We start from the raw sequence: 19,033 nt of genomic DNA, 5'->3' as shown, positions 1-19,033 counted from the left end.
AGGACGCCGTAAATACGTCCATGTAGACTCTATGCCAGCTCCATGCTGGCAAAGCCTTTACCGAGCACCCCAAGGCCCTCCTCCGACAATGCCGAAATTTGAAGTGCGAAAGGTATGTATTTCGTGTGTTTCGTGGACAAAAAGCTTTTTCCAGGATGATAATAGCTTTTCTGAAGCGCCAAAAATTTCCAATTAGCGATTTTTTTCAGCCGGTTAGCCCGTAATATTTTCCACCTGGCGCGCCACTTCGCCGGAGGCCAAGTCGAGAGCGCATTTGTAACATTCAAGCGCCGAATTTTTATCGCCTTTTTCGGTCAATAAGTCTGCTAACAATTGATAAGCCGAAACCGAAGGCTCCAAGGCAATACTTTTTTCCAAATATTGGCCGGCCTTATCCTTTTCTTTACAACGTTTACTGATTTTACCGAGAACTCTCAACAAAACTGCATTATCGGGATAGGCCTTAAGCCAACCTTCTGCGGTTTTAAGCTGCCTTTGAGGGTCGTTAGATTGAACGCTCCCGAACAATACCAACAAAGTTTCGTCCCAATCCTCGGAAATCGAGCGTGCTAACTCGTCCTCTATTTTGGCGCCCGCACCAACATCGATCATAGCGGCAAAATAAATCGCGGGAATCCCTTGTATACGCTTAATATAATCAGGCACCTCCTGCCAGACTTCTTGAATCTTGGTATAATCTCCGTTTTCCGCCGTCTGCCTCAACAAGCCGCTAAAAACCTCGGCTTCCAGCAGTTTGATTTCGGTTTCCATCAACACTTTACTTTTATTCATCGACGGAATAATTTTGCGTATCGCCTCCCAGTCCCCTAATTGGCGATACGTCTGATGCAACAGCTTCAAAACGCTGGCATGGCCGGGATTGATGGAGTGTAGTTTTTTCAGCGTGTCAAGCGCTTGGTCGAACTGCTGCTCCGACAAATGCATTTCCGCCTGGGTCAAACCAACCGCAATATCGGCGCCCGGCGATCGCTCCGCGGCAATTCTTAGATATTCATCGCGCTTTTCAACAGCTCCGCGCGACTGAGCGGCGCGTGCCGCGGTCAAATAATGAATCAATGGCGCGCCGCTATGCGAAGCATGTTTGATCAGAATTTTTTCGGCTTTTTCCCAATTTCCTTCCGCCGAATCCACTAAGCCTGCGATCAAAGCTTCTTGAGATCGGTTGTATTTGACGCTTTGACCATGAGATTTAACCTTGCCGGGTAGCCGAAGCAACCAGCCCAACAGGCGAAAAAACATATAGAACAGAAAAAAGGCGATGACTAACGTTACACCTAACACTACCAAAGAGGTTTCCAACGACCAATGGCCGATACCAATCAAGACATAGCCCGGATCGTCGTAGCGAGAAAACCAACTGTGTATCCCAAAAGCGACCGCGATGGCGATAAACAGCGAGCCCAGAAAAAAAATAATATTTTTCATAATGTACCCGTTGTTATATTTAGGATGACTCAGGAGCCGACAAAGCCTTATCGGTTTCGATTCTAAGTTTAGTGATATCGCGTAGCATTTTTAGCGAATGACTGATATCGGGATATTGACTATGTAAACTAATTGCTTCGAGCTTATCCAATTCGGTCACGAAGTTTCTGGCGATAGAATTACTTGTAAAATGTTCGGCTACCCATTCCTTGGCATCGGCAATACTGGCCTTGTATAAAACTTCGTTTTGCTGCACCAAACCGATTTTTATCATTTCTAATTTGACTCGCAATTGTTGGCGAGTAAACTGCGCTTCCTCCGGCGTAATAATTTCAGTGATGGGCTGGTCGGTATGCCTTACCGTTACGACACCTTGCAAACTTTTTAACGCTTTCGACAGAAGGTCGTGCTCTTCATCGGTATGCTGAGCATGATCGTGTATTTCTTCAGACGGCGTCAGAGGTTTACCTGAATAAGGTTTAATCAACGACAACTTACCGATTTCGGTCTCTAATGTTCTGATTGACGAATAAACCCCGACAATATCGAGCAATTGCACCTTACCTAATTCGGCAATTTCTTTGGCAATCTGTTCGCGTACTTTATAGGCGGCCGCATCGCCGCTTTCACGCAAACGTTGATCCGCCGCTTGCAAGGCTTCACGAGCAGTCTCGACATCACCGGTCAATTGCAGGCGCTGATTTGCGACGCTAAGCAAATACTCGGCATCGGCGATTAACCAATCGCCACGCGTTTTACCCAATTGGCGCTGAACCTGTTGAATTCGAGTATTCAAATCGGTACGCATCGCTTCCAATTTTTCGGACTGCAGTTGAGAAAACTCGGTTAAGGATTCGTTAATCAACCTATCTTTCGCTTTCAAATCCGATTCGATCGTCGTCAAATGCGATTGAATCGCGGCAATTTGCGTTTGGTAGCCGCTAATTTGCTTAGTCAATTCGAATAATTGCATATCGCCTTTAGAGACTTCACCGCCGAGCGTCTCCTGCTGCTGTCTTAATTGAGCAAATAAAAACAAGCCTATGCCAACTATCGATAGGATAACTAAAAAAACGATCACAGCCAGCCAAAACCCGCTTCGGGATCGGTGTACTTTTTCGCTGCTATTCGCCGTTTTTGTATCCGTTTCAGCTTCCGCTTCCCGCTCTTGATTTTCAGTCACTTCGGCCACACTATTCCCCATTGCACACAGTAGTTACTTTTCGAACAATCGCTTCGTCATCCGGACCGGAGGCTAAAACGATTCTTTTAAAGCCGATATCCTCGGCAAGACATTTCATTCTTTCGCTGATAACGACCAACGGGACGGACATCAATTCCGGCTTTGCGTAAGAACTTAACATTTCCACAAGATTGCGCAATGCTTCACCGCTGCTTACCGTGATCAGGCTAAGTTCTCTGCGTTTTAACAAATCGACCACCGGCTGAACATCGGATTGCGGTCGAATTCTTTGATAGACCTCGCAATATTCAACGACCGCACCTCTTTCGCGCAAAGTATCGGCAAGTTTTTCCCTACCGCCTTCGCCCCTGACTATTAAAAAGGAGCGTCCCTCAACCCCATGAAAATAAGGCAGTGTCAATAAAGCTTCGCTATCGAAACCAGTCTCAGGCACCCAATCCACGACGAGTCCCGCAGACTCCAAGGCTCTGGCCGTGGCTTTTCCAACCGAGGCGATTTTACACTGTTTAAATGGGGCTATTTTGCCATTATTCGCTTGGAGCGCAAAATTTACCGCATTAGCGCTAACAAAGATTACGCAATCGAAATACGGCAGTCTTTCCAGCTTATCGAATCCGCCAGTCGAGCGAGGCAGCGGAACAATTTCGAGTACCGGAAAGGGCACGGCCTGCCAACCACGACTTTCGATCATTCGAGTCAAATTGTGCGCCTGATGAACCGGGCGAGTCACCAGCACTGAAAACGGTTTTGCATTCGTCATTAATCTAAAACAAAGCTTGCAAAATTTTATCGGCGCCGTTAGCCAATAACTCTTCGGCAATAGACACACCGATCTGCTCGGCCTGTTCGGCCGGCCCGCTTCGTTCGGCGCGATATATCACACTACCGTCCGGATCGCCGACCAAGCCACGCATATAAAGAGTACCCGATTGCAAGGTCGCAAAACCGGCTATCGGGACTTGGCAACCGCCTTTTAATCGAGCATTCATCGCACGCTCCGCCGATACACAAATATGGGTTTCCGGATCATGCAGCCGACTCAATAATTCATTGATAACCGTATCGTCGCTTCGGCATTCTATACCGATCGCGCCTTGCCCAATGGCCGGCAGGCTTTCGCTAGGATCGAGCCGCGCGGCGATTCTATCCTGCATTCCTAAGCGAATCAGCCCGGCTGAGGCAAGGATGATCGCATCGAATTCGCCCGCATCGAGCTTGGCCAAACGGGTATTGACATTACCTCTTAATGTCAATATTTCGGCATTGGGAAATTTTTCCTTGATTTGACATTGTCTGCGCAAGCTGCATGTCCCTATTCTAGGTTGTTCGGGCAGCTCGCTCAGCGAAGCATAGTGATTAGACACAAAGGCATCGGTAGGATCTTCACGCTGTAAAATCACCGACAAATGCAAGCCATCCGGAAATTCCACCGGCACATCCTTCATTGAATGCACGGCAATATCGGCCCTGCCTTCCAGCATACCCTGTTCCAATTCCTTGACGAATAAGCCTTTGCCGCCAACCTTAGCCAATGGCGCATCCAACAATTTGTCGCCCTTCGTGGTCATCGTGACCAATTCGGTTTCGAGTCCAGGAAAAGCCCGCTTCAACCGGTCGGCGACATGTTCGGCCTGCCATAAAGCCAAAGGGCTCTTGCGAGTTGCGATACGAATGATTTGATTTGCCAAAACAACACCCAATATTCAACTAAAAATGCATATTGTAACCTGTCCGACAAGTACAATCCTTAGCGAGTTTCATTTTCGGCAAACAAAGCCTTGAACGGCCTAAAAAACTCACTTTACTTCTAGGCACTTACAGAACTCATGCCCTATTGAAAACTTTTTCTTCACAGATACGCAAATGGGGCGAATCAATAATTTTCAGAACAACGAAAGCCTGCGCATCGCTTATAATGAATTATTTTTAATTTCAGTACCGAAACTCATGACCAACGTTAACTCCGAAAAACTATCCAGCGCCCGATTTGCCGAGGCCACCGACGCCTTTGTAGAAATCTTTACCGCTTCGGTCGACTTCGACAAAAGCATGGCCCAGCAAGACATTCAAGGCTCGATCGCTCACGCAACAATGCTGGGCAAAATCGGCATCCTCACCGAAAACGAACGCGATGCGATCATCGACGGCCTCCAAAAAATCGGCATCGAAATCGAGCAAGGTCAATTTAATTGGTCCGTCAAACAAGAAGACGTCCATATGAACATCGAAGCTCGCCTGACCGATATGATCGGCATTGCCGGCAAAAAGCTGCATACCGGACGCTCCCGCAACGATCAGGTCGCGACAGACATTAGGCTTTATTTACGCGATGAAATCAAGCGTATCCGCGCCGAACTAACTCGCTTACAAAATGCGCTTTTAAACCTTGCCGAACGCGAATCAGACACGATCATGCCCGGTTTTACCCATTTGCAGGTCGCGCAACCGATCACTTTCGGACATCATCTGATGGCTTGGTTCGAAATGCTCAAGCGCGACAACGAGCGCTTAGCCGACTGCCTAAAACGAATCAATATCATGCCGTTAGGTGCCGCGGCACTGGCTGGCACCAGTTATCCGATCGACCGGCACATGACCGCGCAACTGTTGCAATTTGCCGAACCGTCGGCCAATTCATTGGATTCGGTCAGCGACCGCGATTTCGCAATCGAGTTTTGTGCCGCGGGCAGTTTGATCATGATGCATCTCTCGCGTTTCTCCGAGGAGCTGGTATTATGGTCCAGCGCCCAATTCGATTTCATCGATATTCCTGATGCTTTCTGCACCGGCTCATCTATCATGCCGCAAAAGAAAAACCCCGATGTTCCGGAGTTGGTACGCGGCAAATCGGGGCGCGTAACCGGACATTTGATGTCGCTGTTGATGCTAATGAAAAGCCAACCTCTCGCCTACAATAAGGATAATCAAGAAGACAAAGAACCGTTGTTTGATACTGCCGACACCCTAATCAATTGCCTGCGCGCATTCGCGGACATGGTGCCCCGCTTGAGCGCAAAAAAAGACAAAATGTACCGCGCCGCGAAACAAGGCTTCGCGACCGCGACCGATCTAGCCGATTATCTGGTCCGGAAAGGCTTGGCCTTTCGAGATGCACATGAAATTGTCGGTCGAGCCGTGCGGCTCGGCGTCGAAACCGAACGCGACTTGTCCGAGCTAACCCTTACGGAATTGCAACAGTTTTCCGACTGCATTGACGAAGATGTCTTTAGCGTATTAACGCTTGAAGGCTCGGTCGCCGCCCGAAAACATATTGGCGGAACCGCACCGGACACCGTTAGGGAGGCCATTAGCAAAGCGAGAGCCGAACTTGCAGGGAATGCTTGAATGCTGGTGAATGGTGAATGGTGAATGGTGAATGGTGAATGGTGAATGGTGAATGGTGAATGGTGAATGGTGAATGGAAAAGCATAGTCGAAAGATCGAGGCAAACCACTGATTTTTTACCCAAAAAAGAGTAGTTGAGAGCCTAAAACTACCGTACGCACTGAGTCCTTCGGCTGCGCTCAGGAGAGCCCTGTCGAAGGATGAAGGGTAGTTTGAGGCTTCACCAAACTGGTGAACGCGTTGTAGCCCTTTCATGCTTCGACTTGGCTCAGAACGAACGGTCTACAACACATGCCAACTGCTTTTTCTAGGATAAAAGGTATGGCTTGTGTCTATCGAGGACCGCCATAAACCATGCGAATAAAGCTAAGCACGGGTCCTCGTTGCTAAATCGTAACCGACCACTTCCGGCGAGTCTAATCAGCGTAGCCCGGATGGAGCGTAGCGCAATCCGGGAAACTCGGAGCCACGCCATTCCCGTATTCCGCTACGCTGCATACGGGCTACATGCTTTAATAGCAACTTGGGCAAGAGCGGATGCGGGTTGGCCGTTTTTAGTTTGATGTGTATGCGCCGTGAACCCACCCCACCCATGGGGAATTGACGGCAGCGCTCGAACGTCAAGAATAACGTATACCTTTCGCACTTCAAATTTCGGCAGTGCCTGAGGAGGCGCCAGGGTGTGCGGCAAAGGCTTTGCCAGCATGGAGCTGGCATAGAGCCTACAGGGATGTATTCACGGCGTCCTTTGACGGACACCCTGGTGCCGAATTTTGATCTGCGATGGGTATAATGCAAAATCGACATTCGCCCCGGAACCGACATTTGACTAACAAAGGGGATAACCTAAAGTTATAACAGTACGAAAAATTTTGCGTGATGGGAGCTTCCGCGCCTCAAAATCCCCACAAATCTTGCTGCACTGCCATACCGAAGACAATAATATGCCTGTCAATCGCTAACCATTCACGACTACATGGTTGAAAAAAAACATCTCACACCGATTCGCCTAGGTTCGCCCGGAGAAGATATCAGCAAAAAAGATTTGCTAGCGATTCTCCAGCGTTTCAAAAATTTGCATTTGCTTCAGCAAAAACGCATTCAAAGCTTTTTGCAACCGCGTCAACAAGTCTTTTTAGAATTACTCCCCTTGCTGTTTCATCAAAACGTACCGTTATTGCCCGGTTTTATTTCTTCTGAAACCCCGGCCGGCATTCTAGACTATTCACCGACACGTCAAGCCCTACTGCATGCCGCCCAATTTTCGAGAAGCTACCAATACAAAACGCGCGCCTTAGCAAATTACCCGATTCTAGGCTTGTTCTTGATGGGCAGCGTCGGCAGCATTGCCTTCACTAAAACCAGCGATATGGATATCTGGCTTTGTCACGACCCGGCCCTGCCGCCTTCCGCCCTAGAAGAACTTCAGCAGAAAGCCACCGCGATCGAAGAATGGGCCACGTCTTTAGACCTCGAGGTCCATTTTTTTCTGATCGATCATGAAAAATTTAAAAGCGGCCAAGATATCCCTATTTCCGATGAAAGCAGCGGAAAGACCCAACACTATTTATTACTGGAGGAATTTTATCGTACCGCCGTCTATATCGCGGGCCGATCCCCGGCTTGGTGGCTCGTGCCGCCGCAAGAAGAGCATCGTCATACCGGCTATATCAGTCATTTACTCGATAACAAATTCATCTCGGAACTGGAAGTCATCGATTTCGGCAGTTTGGAAAACGCGCCTCCTGAAGAATTCATCACCGTCACGCTCTGGCATATTTATAAAGCGATCGGCTCGCCGCATAAGTCGCTGCTAAAACTGATGCTGATGGAATGTTACGCAAGCGAGTATCCCAATACCCAATGGCTTTGTTCGGAAATGAAAAAAGCCGTTCACGGCGGTGAATTCTCGCTCGAGGATCTCGACCCCTATCTATTGATTTATCAAAAACTCGAGAATTACCTTAGCTCGCCCGCTAACCGCGCGCGCCTGGAACTGATCAGGCATAGCCTATATATTAAAATCATGGGCTTTGCCAATATCGAACAAGACCCGCAAAAACAACTCTATCGCACCGAATTCATCAAGCATATTGCGCATCGGTGGCAATGGCCGGAAACGTTGCTGCCTGAAATCAGCAGTCAACAGTCATGGAACATACAAAAAGCCACCCGTGAACATGACATCATTCTGCGTCATCTCGCAGGCTGTTATCGTATGATTTTAAATTTTGCCGGGCAACATGTTCAAAGTAATCTGAAGGACAATGAAGACCTCAAACTGATAGGCCGCAAGCTGCACTCCTTTCTAGACAAAAAACCAGGCAAAATCGAGTTTATTACAACCCGCTCGGCACTCCAAACCAAAGAACAGGAATTATCGCTCGTAGAAACTCGCTTCGCCGATAATCAAAGCGGCTGGAGCCTGTATCTTGGTCATGTTACTGCGGACAATCTTGCTGAACAAAGCCCGATAAAAAATACCTGGAGTTTAATCGAATTGCTGGCATGGATCATTGTAAACGGCCTATACCATAAAAAACTGAAACTTAACCTCGACAGCAAAACACTCACTCTCTCAAAGAACGAACTCCAAACCACGACCGAACAATTGCATGACTTCATTAGCAGCAGACTCGATAAATTACACCTCGACCTACCTAGCTATAAACAACCTAACCAATGTCAAAGCTCGCTATTATTCATCAATATCGGAACGGATCCTGAGGGTGAGCGCAATGACGGACGCCTTGTCATGAGCGAACGCTCCGACCCTTTTAGTTACGGCAAAAGCCGTCAATCGTTTGTTCAATCGGTAAACCGGATTTCCATCTCGAACTGGGGGGAGGTTACCGCAAGCCGCGCACTCGGACTGGACGGTCTATTCGACACCTTCACCGACATCTTCAACAATCATCGCCCTCCAATCGCTGATAGCGATGTCAAAGTTATTTGTAATACTTCGGCACGCGCCAATAGCATTAGTCAACGAGCTCAAAGCGTATTCCAAACGTTAATCAGTTGGTTCGGCCAGTCAAGTCCAGACGAATCGCCCCGATACATTCTGGCAGGAGCAAAAGATTATTATATTTTTCAGAGAAAAAACAGAACCCTACAATATCGAAGCATTGGAACTCGTCAAGAACTGTTAAACGAATTAAGCCAAGCCCAAGGGGTTTTCAGCCCGACGCATATCGACCCTTTTTGCCTGGAAGAAAGCGAGATCCCCGAATTATTAAAATTGAATAAAGCCAACACGATTCAAGTATTTCATACTGCCACGAAAACAGGTATACAGCTTTATTTACTGGACGAAAAAGGCGCGCTGTTTCGCCAGTACTACCCTTCCGCAAAGATCGATGGTTTGTTGCGCCGTTATCAACATTTTCTAGATAATATTCTGAACCGATATTTCTTTGACGACAGCCTGTTAATCGAGCACTATAAAATCCGACACAATCCCAGTACCATCATTAAATATACTCCGAGTGTTCCAAACAGAATAAACTTGACTCGCGAATTGGATATTCGCGTATCAGGAGAACACTCGGCATCCTACACGCTTTATTGCAACGAAAAAGAGTTTTCGACACTAACTTACGGTAAGCGCGCCCTTTCAGCAGCGGCGGAATATATTCTGGAATTTAGACAATCCAATCAGCGATATCCTATTCACATCAGTGATATCGACGTACCGCTCGCAAACTTAGGCATTGAAAACGCATCGGAATTACAAACCATTCACTTATTGAAATATAAACAAAAAATCGAAAACCGTTTGAACAGCATTTCGGGTACATAACACTTCTTGGATTCAAATGATTTATGGCAAAATCCTAAGCAGCAAAACTTTTTAATTCATACACCTTTCGCACTTCTAATTTCGGCCGTGCCGGAGGAGGCCTCGGGGTGCTCGGTAAAGGCTTTGCCAGCATGGAGCTGGCATAGAGCCTACATGGACGTATTCACCCAGCACCTAAATTAGCCATAATATTAAATCATTGCCAATGACCTATAGAATTTAAGTGCTGGGTTCACGGCGTCCTTTGACGGGCACCCCGAGGCCGAATTTTCATCTACGATGAGTATACATCACATGCACAACGAACAACGCAACCACCCAAGAATATCGGTCAAGGAATTAAAAGCCCATGTCAGCATCGACCGAGTCAGACAGGCTCCGATTGAAATTGACGGCGACGTAATCGACATTAGCTATACCGGCATTAAAATTCGCCTGAACTCTCCATTACCCGAGGAAAGCGAAGGTATTGTCAAAATTGTCATCGTGCTCCCGGAATCGCAAATCCCGATAACGATACACGGCGAGATCAAGCATTACTGCCCACACTTCGAATACGGCCTGCACCATGGCAACTATTCGACTGAAGAAGCCTTAGACGAATTAATGTTCGAATGCGTCAAACACGCCCAAACGAGCATCGCAATGCCGACAATATAACAAGGCAACGAATCCACAAAATGCTTTTGATCCTAAATTCGGCGGTTTAACCATAAAGCACATGAGGTTCTTTAATTAAGTATTTCAATATAAATATTAAAAAATATTGGCAACCATACAGGAGTAACTATTCAGTCCCCCGGCAATTATCGTTCCCATGCTCTGCGCTCATCGTTATACACAAGTATCGGTAAACTTGCTAAACAGAGGTCATCGTATATTTGGAAACGGTGTTGTTTGATAAATCTGCGGATATTGAACATCACTGGCTTTCCCTCACCTAGCGTTAGGTGAGGGAAAGTCGAGATGTTAAGTGACAATAAATGGTATCGAGGTCTCATTGGCTAATGATTGTAAAAGAGTAATTTTTGACTTATGTATGACGATGAGTGCTCTGCGTGGGAATGCCTGAGTACCGCTCCAGCGGTACGAGACGCTAGAGCGTCTCGGTCTTCATTCCCACGCCGGAGCGTGGGAACGATAGAGGGGGGGGGGGGGGGGTGAACAATTACATACAGGAGAGAAAAGTTATTTTGCAAAAGCATGGCAAGCTATTGCATTAACTTATAATTCTTCATGATGTTAATGGTGAAATGCTTTTTATAGGTTTATCGATCAAAGCGCTCTCGCTTTCAAAAAAGCCAACTCCGAAATCTCGGTCCAACGCGAGACTTGACTTCTGAAACCGACGACCGAATCGTAAACTTTTTTGACCGCAGGATCCTTTGCAGCCATTTCAGCAATAAGCTCGTCCGAAATCTGCTTGAGTTTTTTCAACACATCGTCCGGCAAGGGCAATACCGATACATTGTGCTTGTTAATTAAAGTATCCAAGGCTTGATTATTGCGCGCCGTGTATTCGCTTATCATGTCCATATTTGCAGCCTTACATGCCGTCATGACAATTTGCTGCAAATCTTTCGGCAATGCATCGAAGGCTTTTCGGTTGATAACAGCCTCGATCGTCGAGCCCGGTTCATGCCAACCTGGGTAATAATAAAACTTGGCCACCTTATGCAAACCGAAAGCCAAATCGTTATAAGGTCCGACCCACTCAGTCGCATCGATGTTATGTGACTGCAAAGCCGTGAATATTTCTCCCCCCGGCAAGTTAACCGTAGTACCGCCTGCGCGCCTCAAAACCTCGCCACCCAGACCCGGAATACGCATTTTTAATCCATCCAAATCGGCTACCGATTTAATTTCTCGATTGAACCATCCGGCCATTTGCACGCCCGAATTTCCGGCCGGCACCGGAATCAGACCGAAGGGCTTGTAAAGTTCTTGCCACAACTCCAAACCGCCGCCGTAATATAACCAAGCGTTCATTTCTTGAGCCGTAAAACCGAAAGGCACCGCCGAAAAAAACTGCGCCGCTTCCGACTTACCCTTCCAATAATAAGATCCGGAATGACCCATCTCTGCGGTTCCATTAGCAACCGCATCAAACACTTCAAAAGCGGGCACCAATTCCGAAGCCCCATAGACTTTGACGTTGATCCGCCCACCGCTCATCTCGGTGATCATTTGCGCCAATAAGTTAGCTCCATGCCCTAAGCCTGGAAAATTTTTCGGCCAAGCCGTAACCAACTTCCATTTAAAAGCCGTGTCGGCCTTACTGATTTCGGTGCCTGTCAATGTTACAGCACTTGCCGCGACCGTACTCACGCCCGCTTTTTTTATAAATTCTCTACGCTTCATATGCTATGCATCTCCGTTATTTCCGAAAAAGTCGATGATTACCCGCAATCAAAAAAATGGCTTTGAATGTAACGTGAGTTTAACGAAGATTCACAAAATCTACCGAAACTTTCAACAATAGCAACACGGTGATTTATGTTACTGTGAAAGTACAATGCCGGCTCCGAAGCGGGTGCGGTTGCTCGATCGACAGGCGTCGGCGGCGGCAGGGAAAGCCGCCGTCGAGCCTACATGGACGTATTCACGGCGTCCTGTCGGGCGAGTGACCGCACCCAGCCACTCCCTCGCACTTTCATTTGCCGGGACGATGGCTAGCCCTTCATGAACGTTACTCTAAAGCAACGAATCCCTTTATACATGGACGGAATATAGCTAATTTTGCTATACTTTCACGCCGTACGCTGATCGGAAACCGATTGGCGCCCACCGAAAAATCAACCTCACATTACCGGAGAACTTATATGGCAATTAAAGTCGCAATCAACGGCTATGGTCGTATTGGACGAAATATCGTTCGTGCATTGTATGAATCTGGCCGCAACGGTGAAATCCAAGTTGTCGCAATCAACGACTTGGGCGATTCCGCTACCAATGCTCACCTCACTCAATACGATACCGCGCACGGAAAATTCCCCGGTGAAGTCGGTGTCGACGGCGATTACATGATCGTCAATGGCGACAGAATTCGTGTACTTTCCGAACGCGATCCATCCAAACTCCCTTGGGCCGAACTCGGAATCGACGTCGTGCATGAATGTACCGGTTTTTTTACCAGCAAAGCCAAAGCTTCCGCTCATATCACCGCAGGTGCGAAAAAAGTCATCATTTCGGCCCCCGGCGGTAACGACGTCGACGCCACAATCGTTTACGGCGTCAACCACGAAACGCTAAAAGCTTCCGACACGATCATTTCCAATGCTTCGTGCACCACCAACTGTCTGGCGCCATTAGCAAAAGCCTTGAACGATAGCATCGGCATCAAACACGGCTTGATGACCACGATTCATGCCTACACCAACGACCAAGTATTAACCGATGTTTATCACAGCGATTTACGCCGCGCTCGTTCCGCAACACAATCGATGATCCCAACCAAAACAGGCGCTGCCGCAGCTGTCGGCTTGGTTCTGCCTGAATTGGCCGGAAAACTGGACGGCTTCGCCATGCGCGTTCCGACCATCAACGTTTCGGTCGTCGACCTGTGCTTTACGGCCGGAAAAGACACCAGCGTGGATGAAATCAACAGCATCCTGAAATCCGCTTCGGAAAAATCGAACGGTATCTTGGCTTACAATGACAAGCCCCTGGTTTCTATCGACTTCAACCACAATCCTGCATCATCGATCTACGAATCGTCATTAACCAAAGTCACCGAAGGCAACTTTGTTAAAGTCTTGGCTTGGTACGACAACGAATGGGGCTTCTCGAATCGTATGCTGGACACCACTGTTGCCTTGTGCAACGCAAAATAAAGGGCACTAATGTTACGAAGAACCAAAATACTGGCCACTTTAGGCCCCGCAACGGATAAACCCGGGGTCCTGGAAAACTTGTTCAAAGCCGGCATCGACGTGGTTCGCATGAATTTCTCGCACGGCTCGGCGCAAGACCATATTGACCGAGCCAACAAAGTTCGCGAATTAAGCCGCAAAACCGGACGCCGCGTCGGCATCTTAGGCGACCTGCAAGGCCCTAAAATACGCATAGCGCGTTTCAAGGAAACGAAAGTATGGCTCGATGAAGGCCAGAACTTCGCCCTGGACATCAACTTAGGGCCGAACGACGGCGATAACACCCAAGTCGGAATCACTTACGAACCGCTGGCCCGCGAAGTGCGCAACGGCAGTCGTTTGCTGCTGGACGATGGACGAGTGGTATTAGACGTCGTCGATACCGACGGCAAACGCGTCAATTGCAAAGTTGTGGTCGGCGGCGACCTGTCCAACAACAAAGGCATCAATCTTCTAGGCGGCGGCTTATCCGCTGCCGCCTTGACCGACAAAGACAAGGAAGACATCAAAACGATTGCGAAAATCGATTGCGATTATGTTGCGGTATCTTTTCCTAGATGCGCTGCGGACTTGAACGAAGCACGCGAATTGCTGCTGGCGGAAGGCTGCCATGCCGGCATCGTCGCTAAGGTGGAGCGCGCCGAAGCGATGGATGTAATGGATGAAATTATCCTGGCATCCGATGCGGTAATGGTCGCTCGTGGCGACTTAGGCGTCGAAATCGGGGACGCTAACCTTCCGGCCGCACAAAAACGACTCATCAGCCGCGCACGCGAACTGAATCGCATAGCGATCACTGCAACGCAAATGATGGAATCGATGATCGAAAACCCGATTCCGACTCGCGCCGAAGTTTTCGACGTTGCGAATGCGGTCGTCGACGGCACCGATGCTATCATGCTATCGGCTGAAACCGCTTCCGGTAAATATCCGGTCAAAGCGGTCGAAGCGATGGTAAGGGTTTGCGAAGAAACCGAAAAACAACCGAGCGTTCGAGTTTCGAAGCATCGTATGGATACGCAATTCCAGCGTATCGATGAAGCTATCGCGATGTCGGCGATGTATATGGCGAATCATACGACAATTGACGGCATAGCGGCATTGACCGAATCCGGATCGACACCGCTATGGATGTCCAGAATTAGTTCGGGAATTCCTATCTTCGCATTTAGCAGTCAGGAAAAAACTTTAGGCAAGGTAACGCTTTATCGAGGCGTATTTCCGTTCTATTTCGACAAACACTTGAAAGAACCGGATCATGCCGAAGTGAACCGTGAAATCGTCAAACAGCTAAGAAAACGCCATCAAGCGCAAAATGGAGATAAATTCATTATCACCAAAGGCGATCTGACCGGCGTACAGGGCGGAACCAACGCATTGAAAGTGATTACCGTGGGTGAAGGCTTAACGCCTTAATAACTCACTGGCATTCCTAAACAATGCACCAAGGGCGGATATTCTCCGCCCTTTTTTATTTACGGCGCCCGTTTGCAATACTACTCCCTTTATACTCAAAAATTAGCTAACTTTATAAAGGTATGGGGTGTGGCTAGCGAGGATGTCGGCAGCAGGGAGCTGCCGTCAAGCCCCCATGGATGGGTTTACGGCGGTCCTCGATAGACACACCACATGCCTTTTATTCTTAGACGGTTTTTCAATCAAAAGGGAGTAAACGAGATCAACCTTGGCTATAAAGCACCTGGGTTGGGCCACCTACCTGGGGACACCAAATCGCTAAAATAATTTTATCTTTTTCCTTTCGGAATCAAACCTAATAACTTAGCTACGTGTCTTTCGGTAATAAATGCCAAGAAAAACAACTGTATAAAATTATCTGCCTCGATTAGATCGAGACCGATCTTTTTCGGAACCAATTCCTTGCGAGTCCCAAACAATTGATCCCATATCGATAACACGATACCGTAATTACTGTCATGTTCGCTACGTAGCGCCGAATGATGAGTTCTATGCAGAGCCGGCGTAATAATCACTTTCGACAATAAATCTTCTTTATCGAAGGATAGATTTGAATGATGGAAGAAAATAAAAGACAGCTCGATCAATTCGATCGCAAGTATAACGTAAGCCTCCACGCCGAAAACAATGACGAACAGGCATTTCATAACGATTTCAATAAACAGATCGAATACATGAAAACGAAACCCGGTCGTGACATTAAAGGTTTTATCGCTATGATGAATTTTATGGAAACGCCATAAAAATTCGTATTTGTGGCTGGCATAGTGCCAAGCATAAATTGCAAGATCGAATAGCAAAAACGACAGCACCCATTTAATCGGCCCGTTAGACAGACCGCTCAATACGCCATAATTCGAAAACTGTTGTGCCACAAAAAAAAGCGAGGACGCTCTTAGCGTGGTTAAAATGACATTATTGAATAAGAAAGCCGTAGTATTGGTAACCACCGAATTCTTCGCGACTTTTCGATCGAACCGCTGGTAAGGCTTCAATCCCTCCATCACTAATAACAACAGAAATGCTGCTATCGCCAATGACAAAAAGATTTCATTCAACGGCAGACCTTGCTCAGCAACCGGTATAGAACTATCCGTAACGTTCATGGCGCACCTTGACTAATAGTACACATATCAACACCAAATATAGGAAGTTTTGTTGGATAAAGCCCTGGCCGATTGCCAAAATATTCCCCAATAAATCGGAATATTACAGACTCTCAAGTTCTTTGTTTAATTTATTGATTGTTTCTTCGTCAACTATTTGCCGGGTAATATCGTATTGCACGCCGAGAAAATAAATCAGCTTGCCGCTCCGATCGAATAATGGAATGATCTTAAACCGGTTATAGAATAGCTCTCCATTTTTTTTATAATTGCGCAAAACCACTTCAACCGGTTTTTGTGCATTTATAGCCTCCTTAATCCTCTTAATTTCTTCTTGGTTTCGATCTTCGCCCTGCAAGAATCGGCAATTCCGTCCAATCACTTCTTCTTGTGAATAACCGGTAACCGTTTCAAACGCTTTGTTGGCGTAAACAATCGGCATGTCGTCAAGGTCGGGGTCGGCAAGTGTGATGCCGTTAATACATTCATCCAGAATCAGCGAAAGAATTTGCGGAATCAGTCCCGGATCTTTTTCAGCAATAAAGGCCATGGTTATACTCCTAGATAAATTTACGATTGGAACATTCAGTATTGGCTGCCGGCGGCATTTAATGCCTTTAAATTAAGACCCTTCCGGCTCACCGTAATGACCACACAACAGTGCTTGGATGTTTTCCAGCGAATTTTGCAAGCCTTCCTCGATCGCAACGCGAATCAACTTTTCAAACGGCCTCATGAAAAAATCGACATGCAACAACTCAAAGCTTATTTCTAATCGAGTCGAATCGCTGCCGTCATTTTCCTCGAAGGTATAAACTTCACGAAACTCTTGGCTTACCGACTCCAGCGCCAATTTTTGCAACGGCACAAATTCGGTGATCTCGAACATCGACTCAACTTTTTGCCCTTGTTCTATTCTAACTTGCTTGGCTCTGGAACCGACTCCGATACGATGCTCCTGCAGCACCTCAAATTCGATAACTTCTAAGGCCCATTTAGGATAATTATCAAAAAAATGCAATCCTACATAATCAAACACGTCAGAGACGGTTTTTTCGATGCCTATATCAGCCTTCCCGATCAACGGTTTTGATAAGTCAAACGCAAACATGCCATTCCCCGGTCGATTCTGAGTTGAAGCTTTTTTTATCCGGCACCGAACCGTCATCGACAGGCATTTTCGGATGAATGTCGGTACTCGTCATGGCAACCTTATTGCTCATTAGCTTCCCCATATAGCATAGCTGTTTGTTTATGAAAGAATCGATCACGTTTGAGTACTCAACGCTTAACAGTTCCTTGCTTAGACTTCTGACTAAGGTAATCGGAACGCCTTAAGTCGAAAGAATTATTCAATCTTTCGATCTCATGTTGCGCATGTATTTGTTCGGTAATGTCGTATTGAACGCCTAGAAAATAAATCAACCGACCTTCGTTATCGAATAAGGGGGTAACAGAAAGACGATTGTAAAAAAGATCGCCGTTTTTTTTATAGTTTTTTAGCGTGACCTCAACTGCTCGTTGATTCCTGATCGCATCACGCAAGATTTCAATCTCCGGTTGATCATGATCTTTTCCTTGCAAGAAGCGGCAGTTTTTTCCAATGATGTCATCACAACTATAACCGGTGATTTTTTCGAAAACTTCATTCGCGAAGACGATCGGGTTATCTTCCAAATCGGGGTCGGACAAGGTAATACCATTAACGCAACCGTCCAAAATTTGAGTAAGAATGTGAGGAATGACTCCCGGATCTTTTTCTATTTGAAATTTCATGTTCGATATCCGCCATCTGACTCAAAAAATATCCGGATTGTTTAGCAATAGCCATCAAGTCTGAACTCGTTTTTAGAGCTCTCTAAGAAATGAGCACGAAATTACTGCATCATGCCCAGGCTTGCCATAACATTAAGTTAAACTCGTTATTCCGCCGTAGACTGGCGGAATCCGGTGCTATTGTGGAATAACCGCAACCTCCATGCCGTTAAATTCCGAATCCCTATTCAGACCAAACAATAATGGCTTACATTAGCATTGGTGGGGTTACCATGGTACGCATAGCGTACCCTACCCCCCACCTAAGACTCTATTAAGGTTTTGAGATTTCGAACCGTTCGGATCGCGCCCTCTCTCACAGCAATACGAATCAGCTTTTCAAACGGTAGCATGAAAAGCTCGAGCCTCAATAACTCGAAAGTAAATGTGACCTCAGTCTGCTCCGGCGTTCGCCCCGGCTTAAAATCATAAAAACAACGATAAGGATTCGAAACACCTTCGAAAGTCAATTTAGTAAACGGATCAAAGCAAGTTACCTTAAAAGTCGACTCGCTTCTTTGACCTTGATCGATTCGCACTTGCCTGGCAAGACTATTCAAACGTAACGGCGGATCGCTCAGTAATTCGCATTCGATGACCTCAGGCGACCACCGAGGATAATTTTTAAAAAAATCGACCCCGATAAAATTAAACACATCATCCACCGGTTTATTGATGATTGTGCTAGCCGTGCCCGAAGCGGAATGATCCGAAGTAAATCCAAACATTTACAGGCTCACCATTTGGTTAACAATAGAAACGAAAGTCCTAGTCATTGGCTCATTTATTCCATTCATTTCGATTATAACGAATTGTCAAATAGAATATCAGCACAATTAGCATTGGCAATCATACTCCTTGCAATATTGAAGATGTGGTTGGAAATAGCTTCCGGAAATATACTGAGCATACGCGCCACATGCATAACTACGCAAACCATGTGTATACCCATCGTAGATGAAAGTTC

The 19,033-nt window shown here is 46.8% G+C and carries 16 protein-coding genes; 5 read left to right on the top strand and 11 right to left on the bottom strand.

Translation table 11 applies throughout. The features are described from left to right. Positions 1-213 precede the first annotated feature (213 nt). Genes WJM45_RS05380 through hemC form a run of 4 tightly spaced genes read right to left on the bottom strand, consistent with a single transcriptional unit; the run spans position 214 to position 4,338 of the window. Positions 214-1,446, bottom strand: a complete 1,233-nt coding sequence (locus tag WJM45_RS05380) for a heme biosynthesis HemY N-terminal domain-containing protein (RefSeq protein ID WP_341327950.1) — start codon at positions 1,444-1,446, stop codon at positions 214-216. 19 nt (positions 1,447-1,465) lie between these two features. Beyond that, positions 1,466-2,638: a uroporphyrinogen-III C-methyltransferase gene (locus tag WJM45_RS05375; protein ID WP_341327949.1), complete on the bottom strand. Its 1,173-nt coding sequence runs from the start codon at positions 2,636-2,638 to the stop codon at positions 1,466-1,468. Position 2,639: 1 nt separating this feature from the next. Next, positions 2,640-3,410: a uroporphyrinogen-III synthase gene (locus WJM45_RS05370; protein WP_341327948.1), complete on the bottom strand. Its 771-nt coding sequence runs from the start codon at positions 3,408-3,410 to the stop codon at positions 2,640-2,642. 4 nt (positions 3,411-3,414) lie between these two features. Further along, positions 3,415-4,338: a hydroxymethylbilane synthase gene (gene hemC, locus WJM45_RS05365; RefSeq protein ID WP_341327947.1), complete on the bottom strand. Its 924-nt coding sequence runs from the start codon at positions 4,336-4,338 to the stop codon at positions 3,415-3,417. 259 nt (positions 4,339-4,597) lie between these two features. Here hemC and argH point away from each other — a divergent pair, with 259 nt between their 5' ends. From argH to WJM45_RS05350, 3 genes are all read left to right on the top strand, one after another. After that, positions 4,598-5,995 (top strand): argininosuccinate lyase, encoded by a 1,398-nt coding sequence (argH, locus tag WJM45_RS05360; RefSeq protein ID WP_341327946.1) that lies wholly within the window; start codon positions 4,598-4,600, stop codon positions 5,993-5,995. A 976-nt stretch (positions 5,996-6,971) separates the two neighbouring features. Next, positions 6,972-9,797 (top strand): class I adenylate cyclase, encoded by a 2,826-nt coding sequence (locus WJM45_RS05355; RefSeq protein ID WP_341327945.1) that lies wholly within the window; start codon positions 6,972-6,974, stop codon positions 9,795-9,797. A 279-nt stretch (positions 9,798-10,076) separates the two neighbouring features. Beyond that, entirely contained in the window at positions 10,077-10,457 is a 381-nt protein-coding gene (locus tag WJM45_RS05350) for a PilZ domain-containing protein (protein ID WP_341327944.1), read from the top strand. A 615-nt stretch (positions 10,458-11,072) separates the two neighbouring features. Here WJM45_RS05350 and WJM45_RS05345 read toward each other — a convergent pair. Next, positions 11,073-12,158, bottom strand: a complete 1,086-nt coding sequence (locus WJM45_RS05345; RefSeq protein ID WP_341327943.1) for a TRAP transporter substrate-binding protein — start codon at positions 12,156-12,158, stop codon at positions 11,073-11,075. Positions 12,159-12,619: 461 nt separating this feature from the next. On the opposite strand from WJM45_RS05345, the gene gap reads away from it, so the two are divergent. Both gap and pyk read left to right on the top strand, forming a co-directional pair. Then, a complete protein-coding gene (gap, locus tag WJM45_RS05340) occupies positions 12,620-13,630 on the top strand; it encodes a type I glyceraldehyde-3-phosphate dehydrogenase (protein WP_341327942.1) in 1,011 nt (336 codons plus the stop codon). A gap of 9 nt (positions 13,631-13,639) precedes the next feature. Further along, on the top strand, positions 13,640-15,085 hold the full coding sequence (pyk, locus tag WJM45_RS05335; RefSeq protein ID WP_341327941.1) for a pyruvate kinase: 1,446 nt from the start codon (positions 13,640-13,642) through the stop codon (positions 15,083-15,085). 329 nt (positions 15,086-15,414) lie between these two features. Here pyk and WJM45_RS05330 read toward each other — a convergent pair whose 3' ends face one another. The 6 genes from WJM45_RS05330 to WJM45_RS05305 all read right to left on the bottom strand — a co-directional run bounded on the left by WJM45_RS05330 (position 15,415) and on the right by WJM45_RS05305 (position 18,794). After that, the gene (locus tag WJM45_RS05330) at positions 15,415-16,251 is read right to left on the bottom strand and encodes a sterol desaturase family protein (protein ID WP_341327940.1); all 837 of its coding nucleotides are present in this window, start codon (positions 16,249-16,251) and stop codon (positions 15,415-15,417) included. A 103-nt stretch (positions 16,252-16,354) separates the two neighbouring features. After that, on the bottom strand, positions 16,355-16,801 hold the full coding sequence (locus tag WJM45_RS05325) for a PAS domain-containing protein (RefSeq protein ID WP_341327939.1): 447 nt from the start codon (positions 16,799-16,801) through the stop codon (positions 16,355-16,357). A 72-nt stretch (positions 16,802-16,873) separates the two neighbouring features. Further along, a complete protein-coding gene (locus WJM45_RS05320) occupies positions 16,874-17,362 on the bottom strand; it encodes an SRPBCC family protein (RefSeq protein ID WP_341327938.1) in 489 nt (162 codons plus the stop codon). After that, positions 17,349-17,474 carry a hypothetical protein gene (locus tag WJM45_RS05315; protein WP_341327937.1) on the bottom strand — a complete coding sequence of 42 codons (126 nt, stop codon included), beginning with the start codon at positions 17,472-17,474 and terminating at the stop codon, positions 17,349-17,351. Before WJM45_RS05315 ends, WJM45_RS05320 begins: the two co-directional genes overlap by 14 nt. A 58-nt stretch (positions 17,475-17,532) precedes the next feature. Then, positions 17,533-18,027, bottom strand: coding sequence for a PAS domain-containing protein (locus WJM45_RS05310; protein WP_341327936.1), 495 nt, complete (start codon positions 18,025-18,027; stop codon positions 17,533-17,535). A 302-nt stretch (positions 18,028-18,329) separates the two neighbouring features. Continuing rightward, positions 18,330-18,794: an SRPBCC family protein gene (locus WJM45_RS05305; protein WP_341327935.1), complete on the bottom strand. Its 465-nt coding sequence runs from the start codon at positions 18,792-18,794 to the stop codon at positions 18,330-18,332. Positions 18,795-19,033: the final 239 nt, after the last annotated feature.

This window comes from Methylotuvimicrobium sp. KM2 (assembly GCF_038051925.1).
GTDB lineage: Bacteria > Pseudomonadota > Gammaproteobacteria > Methylococcales > Methylomonadaceae > Methylotuvimicrobium.
Note: the sequence above shows the minus strand (reverse complement) of the source record. Positions and strands in the feature narration are given on the sequence as shown.

Coding starts and splice junctions, on each gene's coding strand:
- WJM45_RS05380 (WP_341327950.1), bottom strand. CDS start 1,446: ATGAAAAATATTATTTTTTTTCTGGGCTCGCTGTTTATCGCCATCGCG.
- WJM45_RS05370 (WP_341327948.1), bottom strand. CDS start 3,410: ATGACGAATGCAAAACCGTTTTCAGTGCTGGTGACTCGCCCGGTTCAT.
- argH (WP_341327946.1), top strand. CDS start 4,598: ATGACCAACGTTAACTCCGAAAAACTATCCAGCGCCCGATTTGCCGAG.
- WJM45_RS05355 (WP_341327945.1), top strand. CDS start 6,972: ATGGTTGAAAAAAAACATCTCACACCGATTCGCCTAGGTTCGCCCGGA.
- WJM45_RS05350 (WP_341327944.1), top strand. CDS start 10,077: ATGAGTATACATCACATGCACAACGAACAACGCAACCACCCAAGAATA.
- WJM45_RS05345 (WP_341327943.1), bottom strand. CDS start 12,158: ATGAAGCGTAGAGAATTTATAAAAAAAGCGGGCGTGAGTACGGTCGCG.
- gap (WP_341327942.1), top strand. CDS start 12,620: ATGGCAATTAAAGTCGCAATCAACGGCTATGGTCGTATTGGACGAAAT.
- pyk (WP_341327941.1), top strand. CDS start 13,640: ATGTTACGAAGAACCAAAATACTGGCCACTTTAGGCCCCGCAACGGAT.
- WJM45_RS05330 (WP_341327940.1), bottom strand. CDS start 16,251: ATGAACGTTACGGATAGTTCTATACCGGTTGCTGAGCAAGGTCTGCCG.
- WJM45_RS05325 (WP_341327939.1), bottom strand. CDS start 16,801: ATGGCCTTTATTGCTGAAAAAGATCCGGGACTGATTCCGCAAATTCTT.
- WJM45_RS05320 (WP_341327938.1), bottom strand. CDS start 17,362: ATGTTTGCGTTTGACTTATCAAAACCGTTGATCGGGAAGGCTGATATA.
- WJM45_RS05315 (WP_341327937.1), bottom strand. CDS start 17,474: ATGAGCAATAAGGTTGCCATGACGAGTACCGACATTCATCCGAAAATG.
- WJM45_RS05310 (WP_341327936.1), bottom strand. CDS start 18,027: ATGAAATTTCAAATAGAAAAAGATCCGGGAGTCATTCCTCACATTCTT.
- WJM45_RS05305 (WP_341327935.1), bottom strand. CDS start 18,794: ATGTTTGGATTTACTTCGGATCATTCCGCTTCGGGCACGGCTAGCACA.